This is a genomic window from Streptomyces sp. NPDC051041 (assembly GCF_044456065.1).
GTDB classification, from domain to species: domain Bacteria; phylum Actinomycetota; class Actinomycetes; order Streptomycetales; family Streptomycetaceae; genus Streptomyces; species Streptomyces glaucus.
Map to the genome: position 1 here is coordinate 20,048 of NZ_JBITFM010000024.1, position 20,352 is coordinate 40,399.

Sequence of the window (20,352 nt, forward strand, 5' to 3'; positions counted from 1 at the left end):
GGTCAGCGCCTGCCCAGCGCCTCCGCGATCCGGACGAAGCCGTCCCCGCCGTGACCGCGCCGGGGCGCCGGCCCCCCTCTCGGACCGGGGCCACCGGCGGCTGGCGAGGCTGGCCGGGACGGCCGCCGAGCCGGTCCCCCGACGCGCGTGTCACCTCCGTCCCTCGTGCGTCCGGCGCCTCGTTCCTCGCCCGGGTCCAGGTTCGGCGGAGGACGGCCCGCTGCCGCGTACGCACGGAGGAGTGCGTACGCGGGACGCCTCGCGGCGCCGTGCCCGGTCCGTTCCAGGCCGGGGTCCCGCGCGGGAATCTCCCGGGTGAGGGGCGGGGCGACCCGGGGGAGTCCGGCGGGCCCGGTTCCGGCGTGTCCGTCAGGAGGCGGAGGGCGCGGGCCAGTTGCGCAGCGTGGCGTCGAGGGCGTCCAGGATCCGGGACCAGGTCTCGTCCGTGTCCGGGGCGCTGTGGCTGAAACCGCCCCCCAGCTCCAGGGTGACGTAACCGTGGAAGACGCTGCCCAGCAGCCGGACCGCGTGGGTCTGGTCCGGCTCCGCCAGGTCGTAGCCGCGCAGGATCGCCCGCGTCAGCTGAGCGTGCCGGACGCCGGCGCTCGCGGCCGCCGTCTTCGGATCGAGCCGGAACTGGGCGGCGGCGTAGCGGCCGGGGTGCTCGCGGGCGTAGTCGCGGTAGACGTTCGCGAGGGCGGCCAGCGCGTCCTTGCCGGCCCGTCCGGCCAGGGCGCCGACGGCCCGGTCGGCGAGTTCCTCCAGGGCGAGCAGGGCGATCCTGGTCTTCAGGTCCCGGGAGCTCCTCAGGTGCGAGTACAGGCTCGCGACCTTGACGTCGAACCGGCGGGCGAGCGCCGAGACGGTCACCTGCTCGAAGCCGACCTCGTCGGCCAGTTCGGCTCCCGCGCGGGTCAGGCGTTCCGGGGTCAGGCCGGCGCGCGCCATGACCGTCCTCTCCGCCGACTCCGCTGACGCGACCGATTGTGTAATCGCCTGAATGATCCAGGCAAGCGGCCGGGGACGGGAAGGTGCGGCCGCCCGCACTTCCCGGACCCCGCCCACCGGGGAAGCCGTCGCCTGCCGCCAGGGCCGGTACGACCCGGCCGACGGAACCGGCGAGTTCGAGCCCGCCGGCACCCACTCCGGCCACCGCCGCCTCGGCCTCGCCCGAACCGCCCGCATCGCGGTGCCGCACGCCTTCGCCGACGCCGGCGGCCACCGCGCCGTCGTCCGCTCGCGCGGCGACGCATCCCATCCCCGAGCGGCTCTCCGCGTCCACGGGCTTCACCGCGTACACCCGCACCGGCACACCGACCGGCTGAGACGCCGACCGGCTCCCGCCGGTCAGAACAGCCGGGACCCGCTCGCTTCGCCGATCAGGCCGGGCGGGAACCACCCGCTTCCACCGGAACGGACAGCCGTCCGGGGCGCGCCACCGCCCGCCGGACCACCCGTGTGGCGCACTCTTGCAAGCGGTCGCTTGCAAGAGTTAGCACGGTGGGGCATCGTGGAGGCATGGCATCCCTCAACGTCGGCAATCTCGGTGAGTACCTGCGCGAGCAGCGGCGCACCGCGCAGCTGTCGCTCCGGCAGCTCGCCGATGCCGCCGGGGTGTCCAATCCGTATCTCAGCCAGATCGAACGCGGACTGCGCAAGCCGAGCGCGGAGGTGCTGCAGCAGGTCGCCAAGGCGCTGCGGATCTCCGCCGAGACGCTGTACGTGCGGGCCGGCATCCTCGACGCCGAACGGGACCGGGACGAGGTGGAGACCAGCGCCGTCATCCTCGCCGATCCCACGCTGACGGAGCGGCAGAAGCAGGTGCTGCTCCAGATCTACGAGTCCTTCCGCAAGGAGAACGGGTTCGGGATCGCCCCCGACGGGGCCGGCGACACGGCCCGGGACGAGGCATCCGCCCGGGACGAGGCATCCGTTCGGGACGAGGCGGACGCGCGGCTCGACGCCCCGGACGGCGGCGCCGCGGGCGGTCCCCGCACGGCCGGCGGCGCCGGCACCGCGATACGCCGCACGCGCGGCGGCGACGGCGGCGGCACCGCCGGGCACGCGACCGCCGCGCGTCGCCCCCGCACGACCGGCGACGACGCCGGCCCGCAGCAGCCGGCCGGCTGAGCAGGAGCAGCCGGCCTCCAGCGCGGGACCCACACCACCCCCAGCCGAACGATCCGGAGGACCAGCACCATGGCCATCACCGACGACCTGCGCAAGACCCTCAGCGACCCGACCCCGCTCTACTTCGCGGCGGGCACCGCCGACCTGGCCCTGCGGCAGGCCAAGAAGGTGCCCGCCCTGGTGGAGCAGTTGCGCGCCGAGGCCCCGGCCCGCATCGAGGCCGTGCGCAACACCGACCCGAAGGCCGTCCAGGAGAAGGCGACCGCCCGCGTCAAGGAGACCCAGGAGGCCCTCCAGACCAAGGTCGGCGGGTTCCTCAACACCCTCGACACCGACCTGAAGAAGCTCGGCAGCAACTTCGACGCGGACCTGAAGAAGCTCGGCGAGACCGCCCAGGACCTCGCGCTGCGCGGGGTCGGCGTCGCCGCCGAGTACGCCGTCAAGGCCCGGGAGACCTACGAGAAGGTCGCCGAGCACGGCGAGAAGGCCGTGCGCACCTGGCGCGGCGAGGCCGCCGAGAGCATCGAGGACCTCGCCCAGGGCGTGGAGGAACTCGCCGTGGCCGTCGAGCCGGACCCCGAGCCGGCCGAGGCCAAGCAGGGGCCCAAGCCCGCCGGGACCAACGGGGTCAAGCCCGCCGAGGCCGGGACCGGCGGGACCGGGACCGACGACTCGGAGGGGAAGGCCGCCGCCGCCAAGAAGGCCCCGGTGCGCAAGGCCACCCCCAGGAAGACGACGTCCGCCGAGTGATGCGGCGGCGCCCCGCGCGGGCCGGGCACTTCGGGAGTGCCCGGCCCGTTCTGCGGGTAGCGGACCTGCGCTTGCGGGTACGGTGACCGCGTAGAGGACGAGCCGAGTCTGGTGGTGGACGTTGTGCTGATGCAGGGGTTCGCGGGGTTCATGTGGCTGCTGAGCATCGCCCTGATCCTTTTCAGCGGCTTCGCGCTGATCGACGCCGCCACGCGCCGGGAGGACGCCTACCGCGCGGCCGACAAGCAGACCAAGCCCTTCTGGCTGATCATCCTCGGGCTCGCCTTCGTGGTGAACCTGATCTTCAACATCCTGTCGTTCCTGCCGATCATCGGTCTCATCGCGACGATCGTGTACATGGTCGACGTCCGGCCGGCCCTGCGCGGCCTCCCGGGCGGCGGCCGCAGCCGCCGCGGCTCCAGCAGCGACGGGCCGTACGGGCCGTGGAACGGCGGACGCTGAGGCGCCCGCCGGGACGGTTCCCGGCCCGCGGGACCCGGGCCGCCGGCCCGGCCGGGTCCCGGCGTCCGGGCCGCCGGCCCGGCGGGATCACCGCGCCCGGTCCAGCAGCAGGACCGCCACGTCGTCGGCCAGTTCGCCGCCGTTGAGGTCGCGGACCTCGTTCACCGCCGCCCGCAGCAGCTCCTCCCCGCGCAGGCCGGAGGCGATCTGCCGGCGGACCATCTCCACCATGCCCTCCTGGCCGAGCCGTTCCCGGCCCGCGCCGACGCGGCCCTCGATCAGACCGTCGGTGTAGAGCATCAGGCTCCACTCGGCGCCCAGCTCCACCTGCATCCGGGGCCAGCGGGCCCCCGGCAGCAGCCCGAGCGCCGGGCCGTTGTTCTCGTACGGCAGCAGCCGCGCGGGCCGGTCCGGACCGGCGATCAGCGGCGCCGGGTGGCCCGCCAGACACAGGCCGGCGCGGCGGCCGTCCGGCGCGATGTCCACCGTGCACAGCGTCGCGAAGATCTCGTCGTCCGCCCGCTCGTGCTCCAGCACCTGCTGCAGCGTGCCGAGCAGCCGATCGCCGCAGAGCCCGGCCAGGATCAGCGCGCGCCACGCGATGCGCAGCTCCACGCCGAGCGCCGCCTCGTCCGGCCCGTGGCCGCAGACGTCGCCGATCATGGCGTGCACGGTGCCGTCCGCGGTGCGGACGACGTCGTAGAAGTCGCCGCCGAGCAGGGCGCGCGAGCGGCCCGGGCGGTAGCGGGCGGCGAAGCGGAGCGGGGAGCCCTCCAGCAGGGGGGTGGGCAGCAGGCCGCGCTGCAGCCGGCGGTTCTCCTGCGCGCGTACCCGGCTCTCGGCGAGCCGCCGCTCGGCCGAGTCGGAGCGCTTGCGCTCCACGGCGTACCGGATCGCCCGGCTCAGCAGCCGGCCGTCCAGCTCGTCGCGGAACAGGTAGTCCTGGGCGCCCACCCGCACCGCCTCCGCGCCGCGCTCGGCGTCGCCGGACGCGGTGAGCGCGAGGACGGCGTGCCGGGGCGCGAGCTCCAGCACGTGCCGCAGCACCGCCAGCTCGTCGTCCTCGTCGCCCGCCCGGCCCGGCGCGGACAGGGCGAGGTCCAGCAGGATGCAGTGGACGTCGTCGGTCAGCAGCCGCTCGGCCTCGGTGAGGTTGCGGGCCGTGCGGACGCGGATCGGCTTGCCCGCCTGGTCGAGCAGGTCGGGCACGATGGGCGAGCCGGCCGGATCGTCCTCGATCAGCAGCAGCGTCAGATGGGCGTGAGTGGTGTTCCCGGTCTTGTCCGCGGTGGTCCGGGCGGTGTCCGCGCGGTGCGCCCCTTCCGCGGGGCGTTCCCCGGAGGGCCCGGCGGCTGGGGACGCGGCCTGCGCCTGACCGCTCTCCACGGCCGGGATCGCTCTCTGCCGCGGTACGGGTACGGGCATCTTCTCGGGTTCCTTCCCTCCCCCCGAGGGCATGGCGGGGGCGAGGGTCTCGGCCCTTCCCCGAGCTCTCCGGTCCGGTCGAGCGGGGATGCCCCAAGCCGGGACCATAGCGGGTGCCGACACCGCGGCGGAATGACGCGACGCACGTCGCCGGCCCGTTCGCCGCCGTCATCTGCCGCTTTCCGCAGGGCAGTTGGGCGTCCCGGCCGGGGGCGGGGATGACGAACGTCACGTCCCGAACGGGTTTGGCGACCGGTTCGGCGTGGAGTGCGTCACAGGGCGCGCGGCGCGGGCGGGGTCCGCGCGCCCGGGGCGGTCCGGGGCCCGTCCGCCCGCCGCCCTCACGCGTCCGGCCGCACCACTCCCAGGATCGGCATCGATCCCGCTCCCGCCGTCGTCACCGTCCGCCCCGGGCGCGGGGCGTGCACCACGGTGCCGTCGCCGACGTACAGCGCCACGTGGCTGGCGTCGGCGAAGTAGACGATCAGGTCGCCGGGGCGCATGGCCCCGACGTCGACGCGCTTCAGCTGCCGCCACTGCTCCTGCGAGGTGCGCGGGACGGCCAGCCCCGCCGCCGCCCAGGCCCGGGAGGTCAGCCCGGAGCAGTCGAACGTCTCCGGCCCCTCGGCGCCCCACTCGTACGGCTTGCCCACCTGGGCGGTGGCGAACTCCACCGCCTTCCTGCCCTGCTCGGACGCCTTGCCGTCGATCTCCCGCAGGACGCCGGAGCCGAGCCAGGCGGTCTGCGCCCGCTGGGCGGCCTCCCGCTCCAGCCGGGCCAGGCGCTCCTTCTCCTCCTGCTCCAGCTGGGACTCCAGCTTCTCGGCGGCCTCGATCCGCTTCTCGACCCGCTTGCGCGCCTCGACCTCGGCCTTGCGGCTCTCCTCCAGCTTCCGCCACCGGGCGGAGGCGTCCCGGGCGTACAGCTCCAAGTCCTCCTGGGCGCGGTTCAGTTCCCCGATCAGGCCGTTGGCCGCCCGCTCGCCCTGGAGCACCCGGCCCGTGCCGTCGAGGAACTCCCGGGGGTCGTCGCTGAGCATCAGGCGGGCCTCGTCCGGCAGGCCGCCGGTGCGGTACTGGGCGCGGGCGGCGGCGCCCGCGCGGTTTCTCAGCCCGGCCAGCCTCGCCCGGCCCTCGGCGGTCTTCTTCGCCAGTCCGGCCAGCTCGGCGGACTGCTTCCGGACCTTCTCCTCGGCGGCGTTGTACAGGTCCGTCGCGCGGGCCGCCTGGCGGTAGAGCGTGTCGAGCCGCTCGCGCACGGCCTCCAGGTCCTCACCGGGCGCGGCGGTCGGGGAGGCGCCGGCGGAGGCGCTCGGGGAGGGCGCCGGAGCCGGTGCGGCGAACGCCGTGCCCGGTGCCGCCGCGGTGACCGCGCAGATCACGGCCACGGCCGCCGTGATCAGGCCGCGCCTGCCCGTTCCCATACCCGTGTCCCCCCACTGATCGGCCGCCGGCGGCCCTGGTCGCCGAGGGGATCGTGCCATGCCGGCGCGCGGAACGACAGAGGCCGTGCGCGCGGCCGTACGGGGGGGGCGGCGCTCCCCGCCGCCCGCCCGGTCCCCCTCCCCGCCTCCGGCGCCCCGGGCCGTCCGCCCGGCGCTCCTCCCGCCGGGGTGGCGGACGGCCCGCGGCGGCAGTTCCCGGCGTCCCGCGCGCCGCGCCGTCAGCCGCGCGGCGCCAACGCCTCCCACCGCACGGTCACTTCGCCCTGCCGCCAGCGCGCCGGCCCGTCCGTCACCGGCCAGTGGCCCGTGAGGTCCCGCACCGCGCGGATCCAGCGCTGGCGGGCGCCGTAGGAGGCGTAGGGCGCGGCGGCGGCCCAGGCGCGGTCGAAGTCGCGCAGGAAGGCGTGCACCGGCTCGCCGGGGACGTTGCGGTGGATCAGTGCCTTCGGCAGGCGCTCGGCGAGGTCGGAGGGGCGCTCCAGGGAGCCCAGCCGGGTCGCGAAGGTGACCGTGCGCGGCCCCTCGGGGCCGAGGGCGACCCAGACGTGCCGGCGCCCGATCTCGTCGCAGGTCCCCTCCACCAGCAGCCCGCCGCGGGAGTGCCCGACGGCCGGGGCCAGGCGGGCGCACAGCCGCTCCCAGACGCCGGCGACCTCGCCCTCCTCGTACTGGCGCAGCACGTTCGCGGCGCGGATGAGCAGCGGCCGCTGGGGGATCGGGATCTCGAAGCCGCCGTGCCGGAAGGCGAGCCCCTCACGCGCGTACGGCCGGGCCGCCGCGACCCGCGCCGGTTCGATCTCGACGCCCACCACGCGCGTGCGGGGCGCCGCCGCGCGCAGCCGGTGCAGCAGCTCGACCGCGGTCCAGGGGGCCGCCCCGTATCCGAGGTCGACGGCGACGGGGTCGGCGGCGCGGCGCAGCTCGGCGCCGTGCACGGCCGCGATCCAGCGGTCCATCCGGCGCAGCCGGTTCGGGTTGGTCGTCCCGCGCGTGACCGTCCCCACCACGGGGGTCCCCCCGTTCGGGCGAGGCCGGGAGCGGGGGAGGGGCGCTGCGCGGGCTGTCATGGATACGAGGGTAGGCGGGTACCCGTGCGGCCGGGCACGCCGCGCGCCCCGCTCGACCCCCGCTCGCCCTCCCCGCTCCTTCCTGTTCGGCACCGCCCGCGCGGCGGTCCCCGCACGTGACCGCGCCCCGCCGGCCGCGCACCCGCCACGCGGATCGCGGCCGAACAGTTGAGCGAGTGGTGGTAATGATTCGGCAAAGCCCGTGAACCGGGAAATGGAGTGCCGCCCTCCGATGTTGCATCCCTCCGGGGGGTGTCGTGTGCCCCCGCAAGGCCCGCCCGCAGCAAGGAGGAACGCCACGTGAGCCAGTACGTCAGCAGGCTCGGGCGTCGCTCCCCGGCGTCCCCACCGCGGCTCAGGCTGCACCGGCGTCCCCGCCGGGTCGCCATGCTCTCCGTGCACACCTCCCCGCTGCACCAGCCCGGCACCGGCGACGCCGGCGGCATGAACGTCTACATCGTGGAGCTCGCCCAGCGGCTCGCCGCGATCGACATCGAGGTCGAGATCTTCACGCGCGCGACCGCCGCCGCCCTGCCGCCCACCGTCGAACTGGCCCCCGGCGTCCTCGTCCGGCACGTCGACGCGGGCCCCTACGAGGGCCTCGCCAAGGAGGACCTGCCGGCGCAGCTGTGCGCCTTCACGCACGGCGTGATGCAGGCGTGGGCCGGTCACCGCCCCGGCCACTACGACCTGGTGCACTCGCACTACTGGCTCTCCGGCCACGTCGGCTGGCTCGCCGCCCAGCGCTGGGGCACCCCCCTGGTGCACGCCATGCACACCATGGCCAAGGTCAAGAACGCCAACCTGGCCGACGGCGACACCCCCGAGCCCGCCGCCCGGGTCATCGGCGAGACGCAGGTGGTCGCCGCCGCCGACCGGCTGATCGCCAACACCGCCGAGGAGGCCGGCGAACTCGTCCGGCACTACTCCGCCGACCCCGCCAGGGTCGCCGTGGTGCACCCCGGCGTGAACCTCGACCGCTTCCGCCCGGCCGACGGCCGGGCCGCCGCCCGCGCCCGGCTCGGTCTCCCGCAGGACGCCCTGATCCCGCTCTTCGCGGGCCGCATACAGCCCCTGAAGGCCCCCGACGTGCTGCTCCGCGCGGTCGCCGTCCTGCTCGACCGGCGCCCCGAGCTGCGGGCGAACATCGTCGTCCCGGTCGTCGGCGGCCCCAGCGGCAGCGGCCTCGCCAAGCCCGAGGGACTGCAGAAGCTCGCCGCGCGGCTCGGCATCGCCGACGTCGTACGGTTCCGCCCGCCCGTCGGCCAGGACCGGCTCGCGGACTGGTTCCGGGCCGCCTCGGTGCTGGTGATGCCCTCCTACAGCGAGTCCTTCGGACTGGTCGCCATAGAGGCGCAGGCGGCCGGCACGCCCGTCCTCGCGGCGGCGGTCGGCGGCCTCCCGGTGGCCGTGCGCGACCGGGAGACCGGCTTCCTGGTGCGCGGCCACGACCCCGCCGACTACGCGCGCGTGCTGGGCGACTTCGCCGACGACCCCACGCTGTCCGCCCGGCTGGGCGCGGCGGCCGCCCGGCACGCCCAGTCCTTCGGCTGGGACACCGCGGCCGCCGCCACCGCCGACGTCTACACGGCCGCGGTGCACGCCCACCGCCGTCGCGTACGCTCCCCCCATGGCTGATCGAGACAGGGCTGACGGAGAGAGGACGGCGGCGCGGACCGTCGAGGCCGTCCTGGAGGACGCCGAACTGGAGTGGGAGAGCCCCGCGCCCGGCAGCTACGTGGTCAAGCTCCCCGGCACCCGCAAGCTCTCCACGACGGTCTCCCTGATCGTCGGCCGGCACTCGCTCTCCCTGAACGCCTTCGTGATCCGCCACCCCGACGAGAACGAGGCGGCCGTCCACCGCTGGCTGCTGGAGCGCAACCTGAAGCTGTACGGCGTGAGCTACGCCGTCGACCGGCTCGGCGACGTCTACGTGACCGCCCGGCTGCCCCTGTCCGCCGTGACCGCGCAAGAGATCGACCGCCTGCTCGGCCAGGTCCTGGAGGCGGCGGACGGCGCCTTCAACACGCTCCTGGAACTGGGCTTCGCGTCGGCGATCCGCAAGGAGTACGAGTGGCGGGTGTCGCGGGGGGAGTCGACGCGCAACCTGGACGCCTTCGCGCACCTCACGCGGCGGACCCAGGAGTAGGCCAGGAGGAGAACCCGCCGGGGGCGGCCGGGCCGGACGACCCGGCCGCGGGCAGCCGTACAGGCCCACGGCGGTCTCTCCTCCCGCCGTCGGGCCCCGCCCGCGAAGGGGCTGCGCACGCGCACAGGCGGAACCGGCATCGCGGCCGCGCTCGCCCTCGCGGCGTCCACCGCACCGGCCGCGGGCGGCCCCGGCGACGTCGTCCGGCGGGACCGCCGGGTCCGAGGAGGCCCGCCCGGCCCGGCAGGGTCCCGCCGGACCCGGCGGGCGAACGGCCCGGGCCCGTCGCGCGGTTCGCCGGCCTCCCGCGCTCTTCGCGCCTCCCCGTCCCGCTCGCTGGTCCGTTCGCCTATCCGTCGAGTTCGTCGGCGAAGGCGCGCAGGGCGTCGGCCAGCTCCTTCTTCGTGGGCAACTGGTCGACCTTCTCGTCGAGTTCCGCGATGCGCCGGTCGAGCTCCGCCAGATCGGCCGGCGCGGAGGGCTCGCCGGGGACGGGTTCGGCGGTGACCGGGGGATGGCTCGGTGCGTCGCTCGGGCTGGGCCGGGGGTCCGGGTCCCAGCCGCCCGTGCCGCCGTCGGTCGAGCCGCCGGTGCCGTCGCCGGGGACGGCGGTGACCTCCTCGGGCGACGGGCCCGGGAGCGGCTCGCCGGCCGACGGGGTGGGGCCGGAGGGCCGCTCGTCCTCCGCGCCGTCCGCGAGGGCGACGCCGACGCTCAGCGCCACCAGGGCCGCCGCCCCCGCGACGGCGGCCGAGAGGCGTCCGGCCCGTCCGGCGCGCCGGCTGCGCGAGCCGGTGCCGGAATCCTGGAATTCCTGTGCCTTCCGTGTGCTTCGTGAATCCTCCATGGAGGCGACGCTATCCGGCGGGATTCCCGGAGGGACGGCTTCCGCGGATTCCCCGGTCAGCCGGCCGCGCCGGCCCGGTCACCCCGCGCCGCGCGCGTACCGCCCCGGCGTGACCCCCACCAGCCTCCGGAAGTGCCGGGTGAGGTGGGACTGGTCGAAGAACCCGGTCTCCGCCGCGACCTCGCCCGGCGGCCGGCCGGCGAGCAGCAGCCGGCGGGCACGGTCGACGCGGCGGGAGTTCAGGTACTGGTGCGGCGCGATGCCGAAGGCGGTGCTGAACGCCCGTACCAGATGGGCGGGATGGGCCTGGAGCAGGGCGGCGGCCTCGGTCAGCGCGATCCCCGGCACGAGCCGCTCGTCGAGGAGGTCGCGCAGCCGGCGGGCGAGGGGCGGGTCGGGGCGCGGGGCGGGCGGGGCCGAGCGGGGCCGCAGCCGGGCGCGCAGCAGCTCGCCGAGGAGCGTCAGGCGGCTCTCGGCCTCCAGTTCCTCCCCGGGCCGGGCCAGCGCGGTGTGCAGCCGGCCGACGCGCCGCCGCAGCAGGGGGTCGCGCAGGTCGGGGGTGTCGACGGCGGGCCCGATGAGGTCGGCGCCGAGCAGCGAGGTGTCCAGGTACAGCACCCGCTTGCGGAAGCCGTCCGGGGTGGCGGGGGAGCCGTTGTGCGGCACGTGCGGCGGCAGCAGGGACACCGTGTCGTGCGGGGTGCCGTGCTCCTGCCGGTCGAGGTCGTAGCGCACGGCGCCGTCGTCGACGATGAGCAGCGTCCAGGCCTGGTGGACGTGCATCGGGTAGGCGTACTCCGTGAAGCGGGCGTGGAAGACCTCCACGATGCCCGGTATCTGCGGGCGCCAGGCGGAGACCTCCCGTTGCGCGGCCATGCAAAGAACGTACAAGACGCCGCGGCGGGCCCGTCGGCAGTGTGGGGCGCATGAACGACCACGCCGAGCCCATCCGCTTCGACACCAAGATCGCCGTCCTGCTCCGCGAGGACCTGGAGCCCTGGCAGCGCCTCAACGTCACCGCCTTCCTGGTCAGCGGCCTGGGCACCCAGGTCCCCGAGGTGATCGGGGAGCCGTACGAGGACGCGGACGGCGTGCCCTACCTGCCGATGTTCCGCCAGCCGGTCCTGGTCTTCGAGGGCACGAAGGAGACGCTGACCCGGGCCCACGCGCGCGTGCTGTCCCGCTCCCTGCCCCGCGCCCTGTTCACGAGCGACCTGTTCACCACGGGCAACGACCGCGACAACCGGGCGGCGGTGCGGGCTGTGCGGACGGAGGGGCTGGACCTGGTGGGGCTCGCGGTGTACGGGCCGAAGAACGCGGTGGACAAGGTGCTGAAGGGGGCGCGGATGCACCCGTGAGCGTGCCCGCCGGCCTCCCGGGCGCCGGGAGGCCGGCGGCATCACGCCGCGCCGACCTCCTCCGCCCGGGCCGCCGGGGACCGCGCGGGCACCGCCTCCCCGGCCTTCCCGGTCTCCTCGGCCTTCCCGGTCTCCTCGGCCTTCCCGGTCTCCTCGGTCTCCCCGGTCTCCTCGGCGGGCAGTCGGCGCATCAGCGCCGCGTACCCGGCCGCCGCCCCCGTGCCGATCACCGCGCACATCCCCCACAGCCACTCCGCCCCGAGCCGGTCGATGACGAAGCCGGACATCAGCGGGGCGACGAGGGCGGCGACGGACCAGGACAGCGTGTACATGCCCTGGTAGCGGCCGCGCCCCCGGAGCGGGGAGAGCCGGACGACGAGCCCGGTCTGCACCGGCGCGTTGACCATCTCGCCCAGGGTCCACACGCAGACGGTGAGGGCGAAGACCCAGACCGACCCGGCGAAGGCGGTGAGCCCGAAGCCGTACCCCGCGAGCAGCGACGACACCACGAGCAGCCGCCGGGCGTCCCGGTGCTCGACGAACCGGGTGACGGGAATCTGCAGCGCGACGATCAGCACGCCGTTGACGGCGATGGCCAGACCGTAGTCGGCCGGGGTGAACCCGGCCTCGCCCATGGCGACCGGCAGCCCCACGGACCCCTGCTGGAAGACGAGCGCGACGAGGAAGGACAGCCCGACGACGCTCATGAACCGCCCGTCGCGCAGCACGGTGCCGAGGCCGACCGGGTCCCCGCCCTCCGCGTCCCCCGGCGCGGCGGCCGGCCGCGACTCGGGCACCTTCAGGAAGACCACGACGGCACAGACCAAGGTCATCCCCGCCTCGATCAGGAACCCGGCGAGATAGCTGACCTCGGCGATGAACCCGGCCGCCATGGAGGACACGGCGAATCCGAGGTTGATGGCCCAGTAGTTCAGGGAGAAGGCCCGGATGCGGTCCTCGGGCCGCACGATGTCGGCCATCATCGCCTGCACGGCGGGCCGGGAGGCGTTGCTCGCCATGCCGACCAGGAAGGCGACGGCCGCGATGGCGACCGGGTGCTGCACGAAGCCGAGCAGGGCGACGGACACCGCGGTGGACACCTGGGCGAGCAGCAGCGTCGGCCGCCGCCCGAGCCGGTCGGTCATCACCCCGGCGCCCAGGGAGGAGATCACCCCGCCGAGCCCGTGCAGCGCGGCGACCAGACCGGCGTACGAGGCGGAGTAGCCGCGGTCGAGGGTCAGGTACAGCGCCATGAAGGTGGCGACGAAACCGCCGAGCCGGTTGACGAGCGTGCTGGTCCACAGCCACCAGAACGCCCGGGGGAGCCCCGCGACGGTCTCGTGCGCGGCACGTCTCAGCTGGGCGAGCGGCATGGAGGTCCCCCCGGATGTGAGAAGAGGTGCGAGGAACGCGGGAGACGCGGAGATGTAAGCGTCCCAGGCGGCATCCACAACTTACGAACAGGGGTGGTCGGGACACCACTCAATTAACAGATGCCGTCAAACGTCCGGCTGCCGGGCGGCCACGCGCGAGGGCGAACACCTGGATTACGCTCTGAGACATGGCCGACGCACCGTACAAGCTGATCCTCCTCCGCCACGGCGAGAGCGAGTGGAACGAGAAGAACCTGTTCACCGGCTGGGTGGACGTCAACCTCACCCCGAAGGGCGAGAAGGAGGCGACGCGCGGCGGCGAGCTGCTCAAGGACGCCGGTCTGCTCCCCGACGTGGTCCACACCTCCCTCCAGAAGCGCGCCATCCGCACCGCGCAGCTCGCGCTGGAGGCCGCCGACCGCCTCTGGATCCCGGTCAAGCGCTCCTGGCGCCTGAACGAGCGCCACTACGGCGCCCTCCAGGGCAAGGACAAGGCCCAGACGCTCGCCGAGTTCGGCGAGGAGCAGTTCATGCTGTGGCGCCGCTCCTACGACACCCCGCCGCCCCCGCTGGACCGCGACGCCGAGTACTCCCAGTTCTCCGACCCGCGCTACGCCACGCTGCCGCCGGAGCTGCGCCCGCAGACGGAGTGCCTGAAGGACGTCGTCGTCCGCATGCTGCCGTACTGGTTCGACGCCATCGTCCCCGACCTCCTGACCGGCCGCACGGTCCTGGTCGCCGCCCACGGCAACAGCCTGCGCGCCCTGGTCAAGCACCTCGACGGCATCTCCGACAAGGACATCGCGGGCCTGAACATCCCCACCGGCATCCCCCTCTCCTACGAGCTGGACGCCGACTTCAAGCCGGTCAACCCCGGCGGCACCTACCTCGACCCGGAGGCCGCCGCGGCGGCGATCGAGGCGGTCAAGAACCAGGGCAAGAAGAAGTAACCGCCCCGGAAGAAGCCCCCTACCTGCAGTTTTGCTGCCAGGAGGGGGCTCTTCTATGCGCCTGGGCCGTACCTGGGCCGTCAGGTGCGGCGGCTCCAGCGGCGGACCCGGATGTCGAGGGCGATCAGCAGCGCCATCGGTACGGCGATCCCGGCGGGTACGTCCCCCCACCAGGGGGACCCCGCCACGGCCGCGCCGACCAAGCAAAGTGGCAGATCGCGAAGACAGATGTCGATGCTCAGTCCGAATTGTGGCATGCTTATGTTCTCCAACGTGTTGAGGAGCTTCCCAAGTGTTTCGAACGCGGATGGAGACGGGGCCGCCTCCGGGCCAACGGAGGCGGCCTTTCCAATCCGCGAGCAGAACTTAATCACGGATCATCCGAGAGTCAAAATTGCCTGCGGATACCCCTCGGGGGAATCAGTCGATAATTCCGACTGCATGGCCAACCTCAGTCATGCTAAGCGCCTCAAGGGGGCGCTGCGGCGCACCTGCCGATATTGACTCCGATTCTTCTTTCCGTGCCCTCCCGCCCGGCCGCCCTCCCGCCCGGCCGCCCTCCCGCCCGGCCGCCCTCCCGCCCGGCCGCCCTCCCGCCCGGCCGCCCTCCCGCCCGGCCGCCCGGGCGGGAGGGCGGGAGGCGAGGTGGGTGGCGTCGGCAATTGCGTGTCGCAGCATTCTTGCCGGGCGAAAGTTCACGGATGGTGATTCCAAATGCTGCGGTCGGAGAATTACGTGTCGCAACATTGTCGGCGGACCAAAGTTCGCCGACCGAAGCTCGTGGATGGAAGCTCACGGATAGAGCGTTTGAGGTGCATCCTTCTGTGGGTCAGGCGAAGACGGTCGCAATCGCCTTGCGGGTGCGCTCCTGGCTGGAGGGCATGAGATGCGCGTACACGCGGAGCGTTAGGCCCGGGTCCGAGTGGCCGAGGTACTCCGCGAGGGCCTTAACGTTCTCCCCGGCGTCCAAAAGCACCGAGGCGTAGAAGTGGCGCAGGGCATGCATGCCGTTCTCGCGGGACCCGGCGTACGACTCACCCGGCTTCCGCTCGGGAATCACCCCAGCCGAGGCCAGCGCCCGCTTCCACACCTCCTCGTTGAGGGACGTCCGCCAGACGTGCCCGCCGCGCGGCCCGGTGAAGATGAGCCGCTTGGTCACCGGAGGGCCGTCGGCGACCTTCCACGGCAAGGTGATCTCGACCGGCGGGAACCGCTTCATGTGCTCTCGAAGCGCGTCGGCGACGGGACCGGGGAGCGGTACGTCCCGTAGCTTGCCGCCCTTCGGAGGCGCGAACACGGCCTTGCTGCGGCTGAGCTTGAGTTGCCGAACCACGTGGAGCGTGTCCGAGTCGAAGTCGATCGCGTCGACGGCCACGCCCAGGATTTCGCCCTGACGGAGCCCGCAGCCGGCGCCCAGGTCGACCATGGCCCGGTAGCGCTCGGGCATGGCGGCACGGACGGCGAAGACCCGTTCCGGCGTCCACGGGACCACACGTTTGGTGTCGACGGTCGGTGGCCGGACCGAGCGGGCAGCACACGGGTTCCGGGGGAGGTGGCCGTCGTCCACGGCCGCGCTCAGGGCCGCGCGCACGTTGGAGTAGATGGTCCGCGCGTACGACCCCCGGACGCCGTTCTCCTGTAACTGCCGCACCCAGTCACGGATGTGCGCCGGCTGGAAGGAGCCGAGCGGACGCGAGCCGAGGTAGGGGAAGGCATGCAGGCGGAGCTGCGATTCCATCGAGGCCTGGGTGTTCGGGTCGGCGCCCTGTGTGGTGACCCAGCGCTCGGCGTACTGCTGGAAGGTGATCCGGGCGGCGCGCGGGTCGATGTACTGCCCGCGCGCCATGTCCGCCTCGATGTGCGCCAGCCACTGATCGGCGAGCCGCTTCTGTCGGTCGGGGAAGCTTTTGGACTTCTCCGTGCCGTCCGGGCCGACGTAGCGAGCGCGGTAGCGGAGACCGGACCCGTAACGCTCGGTCCTGACCTTGCGCACCTTTCCGTCCGGGCCGGTCTCGGTCCTGTACCAGCGGTCCTGGACGTGTCCGGCCATCAGGCGGCGGCCTCTTCCATCAGTGAGTCGACCCAGGCCCGGACGTCCACGGGGTCGTAGCGCAGGTGCCGGCCGACCCGGAAGCCACGCGGTCCGGTGCGCTTCCGGCGCCACTGGTAGACCGTCTCCACCGGCACGCCCAGGAGCTCGGCGACGTCCACCGGAGTCAGGTAGCGCGGAGGGAGCGCGCGTGGTGCGGCGGCCGTGTCCGCGGTGGTGAGGCGTCGGTTACGCACGGGTGGGCTCTCCTTCCGTTCCGGGGGCGGGTTCGAGGGAGGCGGCGAGCCAGGCTTCGGCACGGGAGAGGCCGGTACCGGCGAAGGCCCAGTGGGCGAGGACGAGCGTGGTCTCGTCGTCCTGCGGGACGGGCGGGGCCGCTTGGGCCCGGCGCCAGTCGGCGCGGGCGTCGCGGAGGGCGCCGAGGGTGGTGGAGTAGCGGCGGGACTTTGTGGAGAAGTGGCCGCGGAAGCCGAGCATGTGGGCCCAGGCCCGCAGGCGCAGGTCCGCCAGCTCGGGACGGGCGCCCAGGGTCCAGGCGGTGCGGATCATGCGCCGGGCGTGGTCGGTGATCCGGGCCTGGGCCAGCTCGGCGAGGAAGCGGATCGGCCGGTCGAGGGTGCCGGTCGCCGTCTCGGCTCCCTTGGTGGCGTACTTGGCGATGTAGGCGGCCACGGCCCGCTCGGTCAGCTCCCGGCCGCCGTCGAAGTCGGCGGAGCGGATCGGGCGGACGTCGAGCTGGCGGCCGAAGGCGAAGGTGTGGGCGCGGCCGTCGATGGCCGGGCCGTCGACGCGGGCGGCGGCGGCCGCGGCGCGGATGGCGTCGGTCAGCAACTCGGCCGTGGCCCAGGCCGGGGACGGGGTGTCGCCGCCGCCGGGGCCGTCGAGGCGGATGACGGCGTGGAAGTGGACGGCGCCGCGCTTCTGGTACTCGGCGACCTTGGCGAAGGACACGCGGGCGTGGTCGTGGAAGGCCCGTTGCGTGAGGCCGGCCCGCTTGGCGACCTCCCGGCGCAGGTAGATCGAGAAGCGCCGCCACAGGGCGCTGGCGTGCGCGTTCCACAGCACGGCCGCTTCGTAGTCGTAGGTGTCGGGGTCGAGGGGTGTGCCCAGGGCGGCGTCGCCCTCGTCGTGCCGGGTGCCGCAGCGGCAGGCACGGCCGCCGGAGGGGCGGTTGTGGACCGGGCCGAAGCCGGGGGCGGTGAAGGTGGCGAAGACGCGCGGATGGGTGGCGACCCGCTCCGGGGTGCCCTTGCCGCCCCGGAGTCCGGCGGTGATCAGGTGGAAGGTGTCGCGGCGGTAGGTCTCGGCGCAGGCCGGGCAGCGGGTGGCGCGGCGGTTGTTGCAGCGGACGAGGAGCTGGCCGGCGGGAAGGTCGGCGGAGTCGAGGTGGTGCAGGACGCGGCCGATCTCGCCGGTGGTCCGGTCCACCGCGTATTCGGTGCGGTGGCCGTCGAGGCGTACGGGGCGGGTGCAGCCGCCCAGGGTGGAGAGTTGGCGGGCCAGCTCGGGCAGGGTGCCGAGGGAGGCCAGCGTGGAGAGTTCCGCCAGCGGGGGCGGAGTCTGCCGGGTAATGATGGGCATTCCTTTCGGCTGTTTCGGCGGTCGGGAGGGACGGCCCCGGGGCGGCGGGATGCTTGGCGGCTCGTTGCCGCCCCGGTGGCCGGTCAGCGCTGGTGCGCGCCATTGAGGAGGGAGCGCAGGACCACGGCGGCGACGGCCACGGAGACGGCCGAGACGGCGACGGCCGCCAGGAGCGCGGTCAGCACGACGCCGACGACGACCACGGCGGCGACCGCGCCGGCACCGGCCCCCACGAGCGGGGCGACCGGGCGGCCGGCGGAGGGAGCCGGGGGGTGGTTCTGCGGGATGTGGGTGGTGATGCTCGGGACGTGCGGGGTGTCGGGCAGTTTGGGACGGAACATCGCGGGACTCCTTGTGCCGGTCGGGGGTCAGTCGTGGGTGCCGTTGACGACGTCGACTCCGGAGCGGGTGCCGGACTCGATGGCGGGGGCGAGGAAGGTGTGCGAGAGCCAGAAGCCGAACAGGGCGATCACGACGGCGACCCAGAGGCGGACGCCGAGGAACTTGATCGCGGTCCAGGCGATGACGCCCAGGACGAGGACGAGCGGCAGCGAGACGGTCACGGGATCTCCTCAGCGGACGGCGCAGCGGTGGGTGCGGGCGGCCAGCTCGGCGGCGGCGCGGCTGTCGTAGTCGGCGGAGAAGCCGCAGCGCGGAGCCGTACAGACGGCGGTGTGCTTCTCGCGGCCCCGGCCGTCGTAGGAGGTGCCGACCTGGACGGGGCCGATGCGGACGACGCGGCGGAAGCGGCGGTTGGCGGGCATCAGGGGGTCTCCTTGTCGGATTCGCCGGTGAAGTCGGTGACGTGGTCGGTGAGCCAGCGGCGGATCTCGTCGCCCTCGACGGGGTCGGCGGCGAGGATCACCGGCTCGGCGATCAACACGGCTTCGGTGAAGCGGTTCTGTCGGGTCAGCTCTGCGGCACGCTTCAGCGCGCGGAGCGTGGACGGGCGCACGGGAGAAAGTCCTCCGGGGTCAGGTGAGGTGGGCGGTGATGACTTCGGCGAGCGGCATCGGGACGCCGAGCCGGGCGCGAAGCGTCGGGGTGTCGATGGGGGTTCCGGTCCGGGCGCGGTGGTCGTCGGCGACCTTCCGGGCGAGAGCGACGAGGGCGGGCGGTACCGGGGAAGGGGAGGCCGGCACCGACTCCGGTTCGCCTGGTCGTCCACACCCTCACGGCCAAGGACGTGGAGCCGGTCGGCTCGGTCCTGGAGTGGCACCCCTCCGAGGCCACCGGGATGCTCGCGGCGACGGCCCGCGGAGTACGCGGCACCTGCGAGGTCCGGGACGCGGGACTCCCCATCCCCCTCACCGACGAGGGCCCGACGATCCACGAAGTCGACCTGGACGAAGCCCTGAACCGCAACCGACTGGCCCGCGCGATCATGACGACGGCCACCCTGGACGAGGTCGAGGCCCTGAGCCGCGAAGTGTGCGGCTTCTCGGAGATCGACTACGAGCGCAACAAGGCGCTGTGGCTCAAGGAGCAGCCGGCGGTGAAGCTGGACGCCGAGGCAGTGCTGCCCCGGCTCGACCAGTTCGAGGCCGACGCCCGAAGCCGCGGCATCACGCATACGACGTTCCGCCGGCTCACAGAGGCACTGAGCCTGAACGGCACTCAGCGCGAGGCCCTGCGCCAGCTGCTCATCAACAGCCGACCGGAGCAGTACGCCGCTCCACTGTGGCGCATCCCAGCCGAAGCCTGAGTAACAACTTTCTTCACGGGTTCAAGGCGGCTCGCTCCGCTCCCCGCGCGCGGCCCGACCCCCGGCCGGGCCTGCGCTCCTGTCTCCGCCCCGCTCCAGCCCGGCCGGCGCCCGTGCCGCGCGGACAGCAGTCAGCCGCCTGATGCCAGAGAAGGGGTACGTCGTGGCTGGGGCGGTCGGCTCCACGGCTTTAGGCAGCCACTTTGGCGCGAGCCTCGAAGATCATGGCCCCAACGTCGTGCTTTAGCGGGCAGGTCCACAGACTGCCCGACGCGCCGGAAGCTTACGGGTCCATGATCACTCGCCCCAAAGCAGCTCCCGCCCAAAGCCGTTCCGCCAACCGCGTGAGCAAGTGCGGGCGGTTGGCACCCGGTGAGGGTTCCAACCGCCCGATGAGGCTGCTACTTGCGACGCAGAAGGATGCGAAGGACTTCAGCGATGTCCTTGCGGTTGCAACGCAGAAGAGCCAGAACCCCGAAAATCAGGAAGACCATCAAACTGAGCGCGATGAGTGCGGCCGTGATCTGGTTTTCGAGCATGTGTATCTATGCCTCTCTTACAGGCATAGAACGACACGGTTCACCAGGTGAGCCCGCTACGGCTCTTCACACCGGTGCGATCTATGTACGGGTGATTGGGGTACTGCCTCAGAAGTAAGCGGACATCAAGTCTACGACATGAGCGCAGTACAGCAATGAAGTACAGCAACTACGGCGATCCCTGGCGACCATCACAAACCGCAGGCACCCTCCTGACCAGGTCAAAAGACTTCAGTGACCGTCCCGCCCGTAGTTCGCATCGAGAGGTAGCCCGACAACGTGCCACGGTCGTCGAGACCCCCACCGACGTAGCGGCGCTGGGAGTACCGAAAGCCGGGTCTGTACCGAAACGCGATGGGCTAGGATCCCCGCCGGGCGAAGCCGTAGCGCAGAGGTCGTCGCGCGCGGTCTCCAAAATCGCGAGGACGCCGGTTCGAATCCGGCCGGCTTCGCCCGCGTCAACCTTGCTCCTTGAAACGGTGCTCATATGACGCAGTAGTCGACGGCAGTGACGGCAGCGC

23 protein-coding genes, 1 tRNA gene and 2 pseudogenes are annotated in these 20,352 nt (G+C 73.6%); 9 read left to right on the top strand and 17 right to left on the bottom strand.

From position 1 onward, the window contains the following. Positions 1-369 precede the first annotated feature (369 nt). A complete protein-coding gene (locus ACIBAI_RS26860; protein WP_399038175.1) occupies positions 370-948 on the bottom strand; it encodes a TetR/AcrR family transcriptional regulator in 579 nt (192 codons plus the stop codon). A 570-nt stretch (positions 949-1,518) separates the two neighbouring features. On the opposite strand from ACIBAI_RS26860, the gene ACIBAI_RS26865 reads away from it, so the two are divergent. The 3 genes from ACIBAI_RS26865 (at position 1,519) to ACIBAI_RS26875 (ending at position 3,342) form a co-directional block, all read left to right on the top strand. Further along, entirely contained in the window at positions 1,519-2,130 is a 612-nt protein-coding gene (locus ACIBAI_RS26865) for a helix-turn-helix domain-containing protein (protein WP_399038177.1), read from the top strand. Positions 2,131-2,199: 69 nt separating this feature from the next. Then, positions 2,200-2,880, top strand: coding sequence for a hypothetical protein (locus ACIBAI_RS26870; protein WP_399038179.1), 681 nt, complete (start codon positions 2,200-2,202; stop codon positions 2,878-2,880). 129 nt (positions 2,881-3,009) lie between these two features. Then, a complete protein-coding gene (locus ACIBAI_RS26875) occupies positions 3,010-3,342 on the top strand; it encodes a DUF2516 family protein (protein WP_344601821.1) in 333 nt (110 codons plus the stop codon). 87 nt (positions 3,343-3,429) lie between these two features. Here ACIBAI_RS26875 and ACIBAI_RS26880 read toward each other — a convergent pair whose 3' ends face one another. The 3 genes from ACIBAI_RS26880 to ACIBAI_RS26890 all read right to left on the bottom strand — a co-directional run bounded on the left by ACIBAI_RS26880 (position 3,430) and on the right by ACIBAI_RS26890 (position 7,216). Further along, entirely contained in the window at positions 3,430-4,767 is a 1,338-nt protein-coding gene (locus ACIBAI_RS26880) for a PP2C family protein-serine/threonine phosphatase (RefSeq protein WP_399038180.1), read from the bottom strand. Positions 4,768-5,108: 341 nt separating this feature from the next. Continuing rightward, positions 5,109-6,191, bottom strand: coding sequence for an NlpC/P60 family protein (locus tag ACIBAI_RS26885; protein WP_399038182.1), 1,083 nt, complete (start codon positions 6,189-6,191; stop codon positions 5,109-5,111). 239 nt (positions 6,192-6,430) lie between these two features. Further along, on the bottom strand, positions 6,431-7,216 hold the full coding sequence (locus ACIBAI_RS26890; protein WP_399038255.1) for a class I SAM-dependent methyltransferase: 786 nt from the start codon (positions 7,214-7,216) through the stop codon (positions 6,431-6,433). Positions 7,217-7,579: 363 nt separating this feature from the next. Between ACIBAI_RS26890 and mshA the strand changes: the two genes are divergently transcribed. Beyond that, entirely contained in the window at positions 7,580-8,917 is a 1,338-nt protein-coding gene (gene mshA, locus ACIBAI_RS26895) for a D-inositol-3-phosphate glycosyltransferase (protein WP_399038183.1), read from the top strand. Further along, a complete protein-coding gene (locus ACIBAI_RS26900; RefSeq protein WP_399038185.1) occupies positions 8,910-9,428 on the top strand; it encodes a YbjN domain-containing protein in 519 nt (172 codons plus the stop codon). The genes mshA and ACIBAI_RS26900 overlap by 8 nt, the downstream gene beginning before the upstream one ends. A gap of 349 nt (positions 9,429-9,777) precedes the next feature. On the opposite strand, the gene ACIBAI_RS26905 is transcribed toward ACIBAI_RS26900, so the two are convergent. Together ACIBAI_RS26905 and ACIBAI_RS26910 are read right to left on the bottom strand one after the other, a co-directional pair. Continuing rightward, a complete protein-coding gene (locus ACIBAI_RS26905; protein ID WP_399038187.1) occupies positions 9,778-10,275 on the bottom strand; it encodes a hypothetical protein in 498 nt (165 codons plus the stop codon). A gap of 78 nt (positions 10,276-10,353) precedes the next feature. After that, a complete protein-coding gene (locus ACIBAI_RS26910) occupies positions 10,354-11,151 on the bottom strand; it encodes an AraC family transcriptional regulator (RefSeq protein WP_399038188.1) in 798 nt (265 codons plus the stop codon). Between the two features lie 50 nt (positions 11,152-11,201). Here ACIBAI_RS26910 and ACIBAI_RS26915 point away from each other — a divergent pair, with 50 nt between their 5' ends. Then, positions 11,202-11,633, top strand: a complete 432-nt coding sequence (locus ACIBAI_RS26915) for a DUF2000 family protein (protein ID WP_399038189.1) — start codon at positions 11,202-11,204, stop codon at positions 11,631-11,633. A gap of 41 nt (positions 11,634-11,674) precedes the next feature. On the opposite strand, the gene ACIBAI_RS26920 is transcribed toward ACIBAI_RS26915, so the two are convergent. Further along, entirely contained in the window at positions 11,675-13,006 is a 1,332-nt protein-coding gene (locus ACIBAI_RS26920) for an MDR family MFS transporter (protein WP_399038191.1), read from the bottom strand. 188 nt (positions 13,007-13,194) lie between these two features. Between ACIBAI_RS26920 and ACIBAI_RS26925 the strand changes: the two genes are divergently transcribed. Continuing rightward, positions 13,195-13,956: a phosphoglyceromutase gene (locus ACIBAI_RS26925; RefSeq protein ID WP_344601600.1), complete on the top strand. Its 762-nt coding sequence runs from the start codon at positions 13,195-13,197 to the stop codon at positions 13,954-13,956. A gap of 80 nt (positions 13,957-14,036) precedes the next feature. On the opposite strand, the gene ACIBAI_RS26930 is transcribed toward ACIBAI_RS26925, so the two are convergent. The 9 genes and pseudogenes from ACIBAI_RS26930 to ACIBAI_RS26970 all read right to left on the bottom strand — a co-directional run. Next, positions 14,037-14,213, bottom strand: coding sequence for a hypothetical protein (locus tag ACIBAI_RS26930; protein ID WP_399038193.1), 177 nt, complete (start codon positions 14,211-14,213; stop codon positions 14,037-14,039). A gap of 572 nt (positions 14,214-14,785) precedes the next feature. Further along, complete coding sequence (locus ACIBAI_RS26935; RefSeq protein ID WP_399038195.1) at positions 14,786-16,006, bottom strand: tyrosine-type recombinase/integrase; 1,221 nt, start codon at positions 16,004-16,006, stop codon at positions 14,786-14,788. Further along, entirely contained in the window at positions 16,006-16,242 is a 237-nt protein-coding gene (locus tag ACIBAI_RS26940; protein WP_399038197.1) for a helix-turn-helix transcriptional regulator, read from the bottom strand. Before ACIBAI_RS26940 ends, ACIBAI_RS26935 begins: the two co-directional genes overlap by 1 nt. Next, the gene (locus ACIBAI_RS26945; protein WP_399038199.1) at positions 16,235-17,587 is read right to left on the bottom strand and encodes a replication initiator; all 1,353 of its coding nucleotides are present in this window, start codon (positions 17,585-17,587) and stop codon (positions 16,235-16,237) included. The genes ACIBAI_RS26940 and ACIBAI_RS26945 overlap by 8 nt, the downstream gene beginning before the upstream one ends. 83 nt (positions 17,588-17,670) lie before the next feature. Then, the gene (locus ACIBAI_RS26950; RefSeq protein ID WP_399038200.1) at positions 17,671-17,928 is read right to left on the bottom strand and encodes a SpdD protein; all 258 of its coding nucleotides are present in this window, start codon (positions 17,926-17,928) and stop codon (positions 17,671-17,673) included. A gap of 27 nt (positions 17,929-17,955) precedes the next feature. Next, entirely contained in the window at positions 17,956-18,150 is a 195-nt protein-coding gene (locus ACIBAI_RS26955) for a hypothetical protein (protein ID WP_399038202.1), read from the bottom strand. A 9-nt stretch (positions 18,151-18,159) separates the two neighbouring features. After that, a complete protein-coding gene (locus tag ACIBAI_RS26960; RefSeq protein WP_029381037.1) occupies positions 18,160-18,351 on the bottom strand; it encodes a mobile element transfer protein in 192 nt (63 codons plus the stop codon). Further along, positions 18,351-18,542 carry a hypothetical protein gene (locus ACIBAI_RS26965; RefSeq protein WP_399038204.1) on the bottom strand — a complete coding sequence of 64 codons (192 nt, stop codon included), beginning with the start codon at positions 18,540-18,542 and terminating at the stop codon, positions 18,351-18,353. Before ACIBAI_RS26965 ends, ACIBAI_RS26960 begins: the two co-directional genes overlap by 1 nt. A 19-nt stretch (positions 18,543-18,561) precedes the next feature. After that, a pseudogene (locus ACIBAI_RS26970) lies at positions 18,562-18,741 on the bottom strand (SpdA protein); the annotation flags it as partial. Between the two features lie 5 nt (positions 18,742-18,746). On the opposite strand from ACIBAI_RS26970, the pseudogene ACIBAI_RS26975 reads away from it, so the two are divergent. Further along, a pseudogene (locus tag ACIBAI_RS26975) lies at positions 18,747-19,292 on the top strand (DUF1152 domain-containing protein); the annotation flags it as partial. Between the two features lie 401 nt (positions 19,293-19,693). Here ACIBAI_RS26975 and ACIBAI_RS26980 read toward each other — a convergent pair. After that, a complete protein-coding gene (locus ACIBAI_RS26980) occupies positions 19,694-19,831 on the bottom strand; it encodes a hypothetical protein (RefSeq protein WP_390323175.1) in 138 nt (45 codons plus the stop codon). Positions 19,832-20,208: 377 nt separating this feature from the next. Here ACIBAI_RS26980 and ACIBAI_RS26985 point away from each other — a divergent pair. Further along, positions 20,209-20,283, top strand: a tRNA-Trp gene (locus ACIBAI_RS26985). The last annotated feature ends 69 nt before the right edge of the window (positions 20,284-20,352 follow it).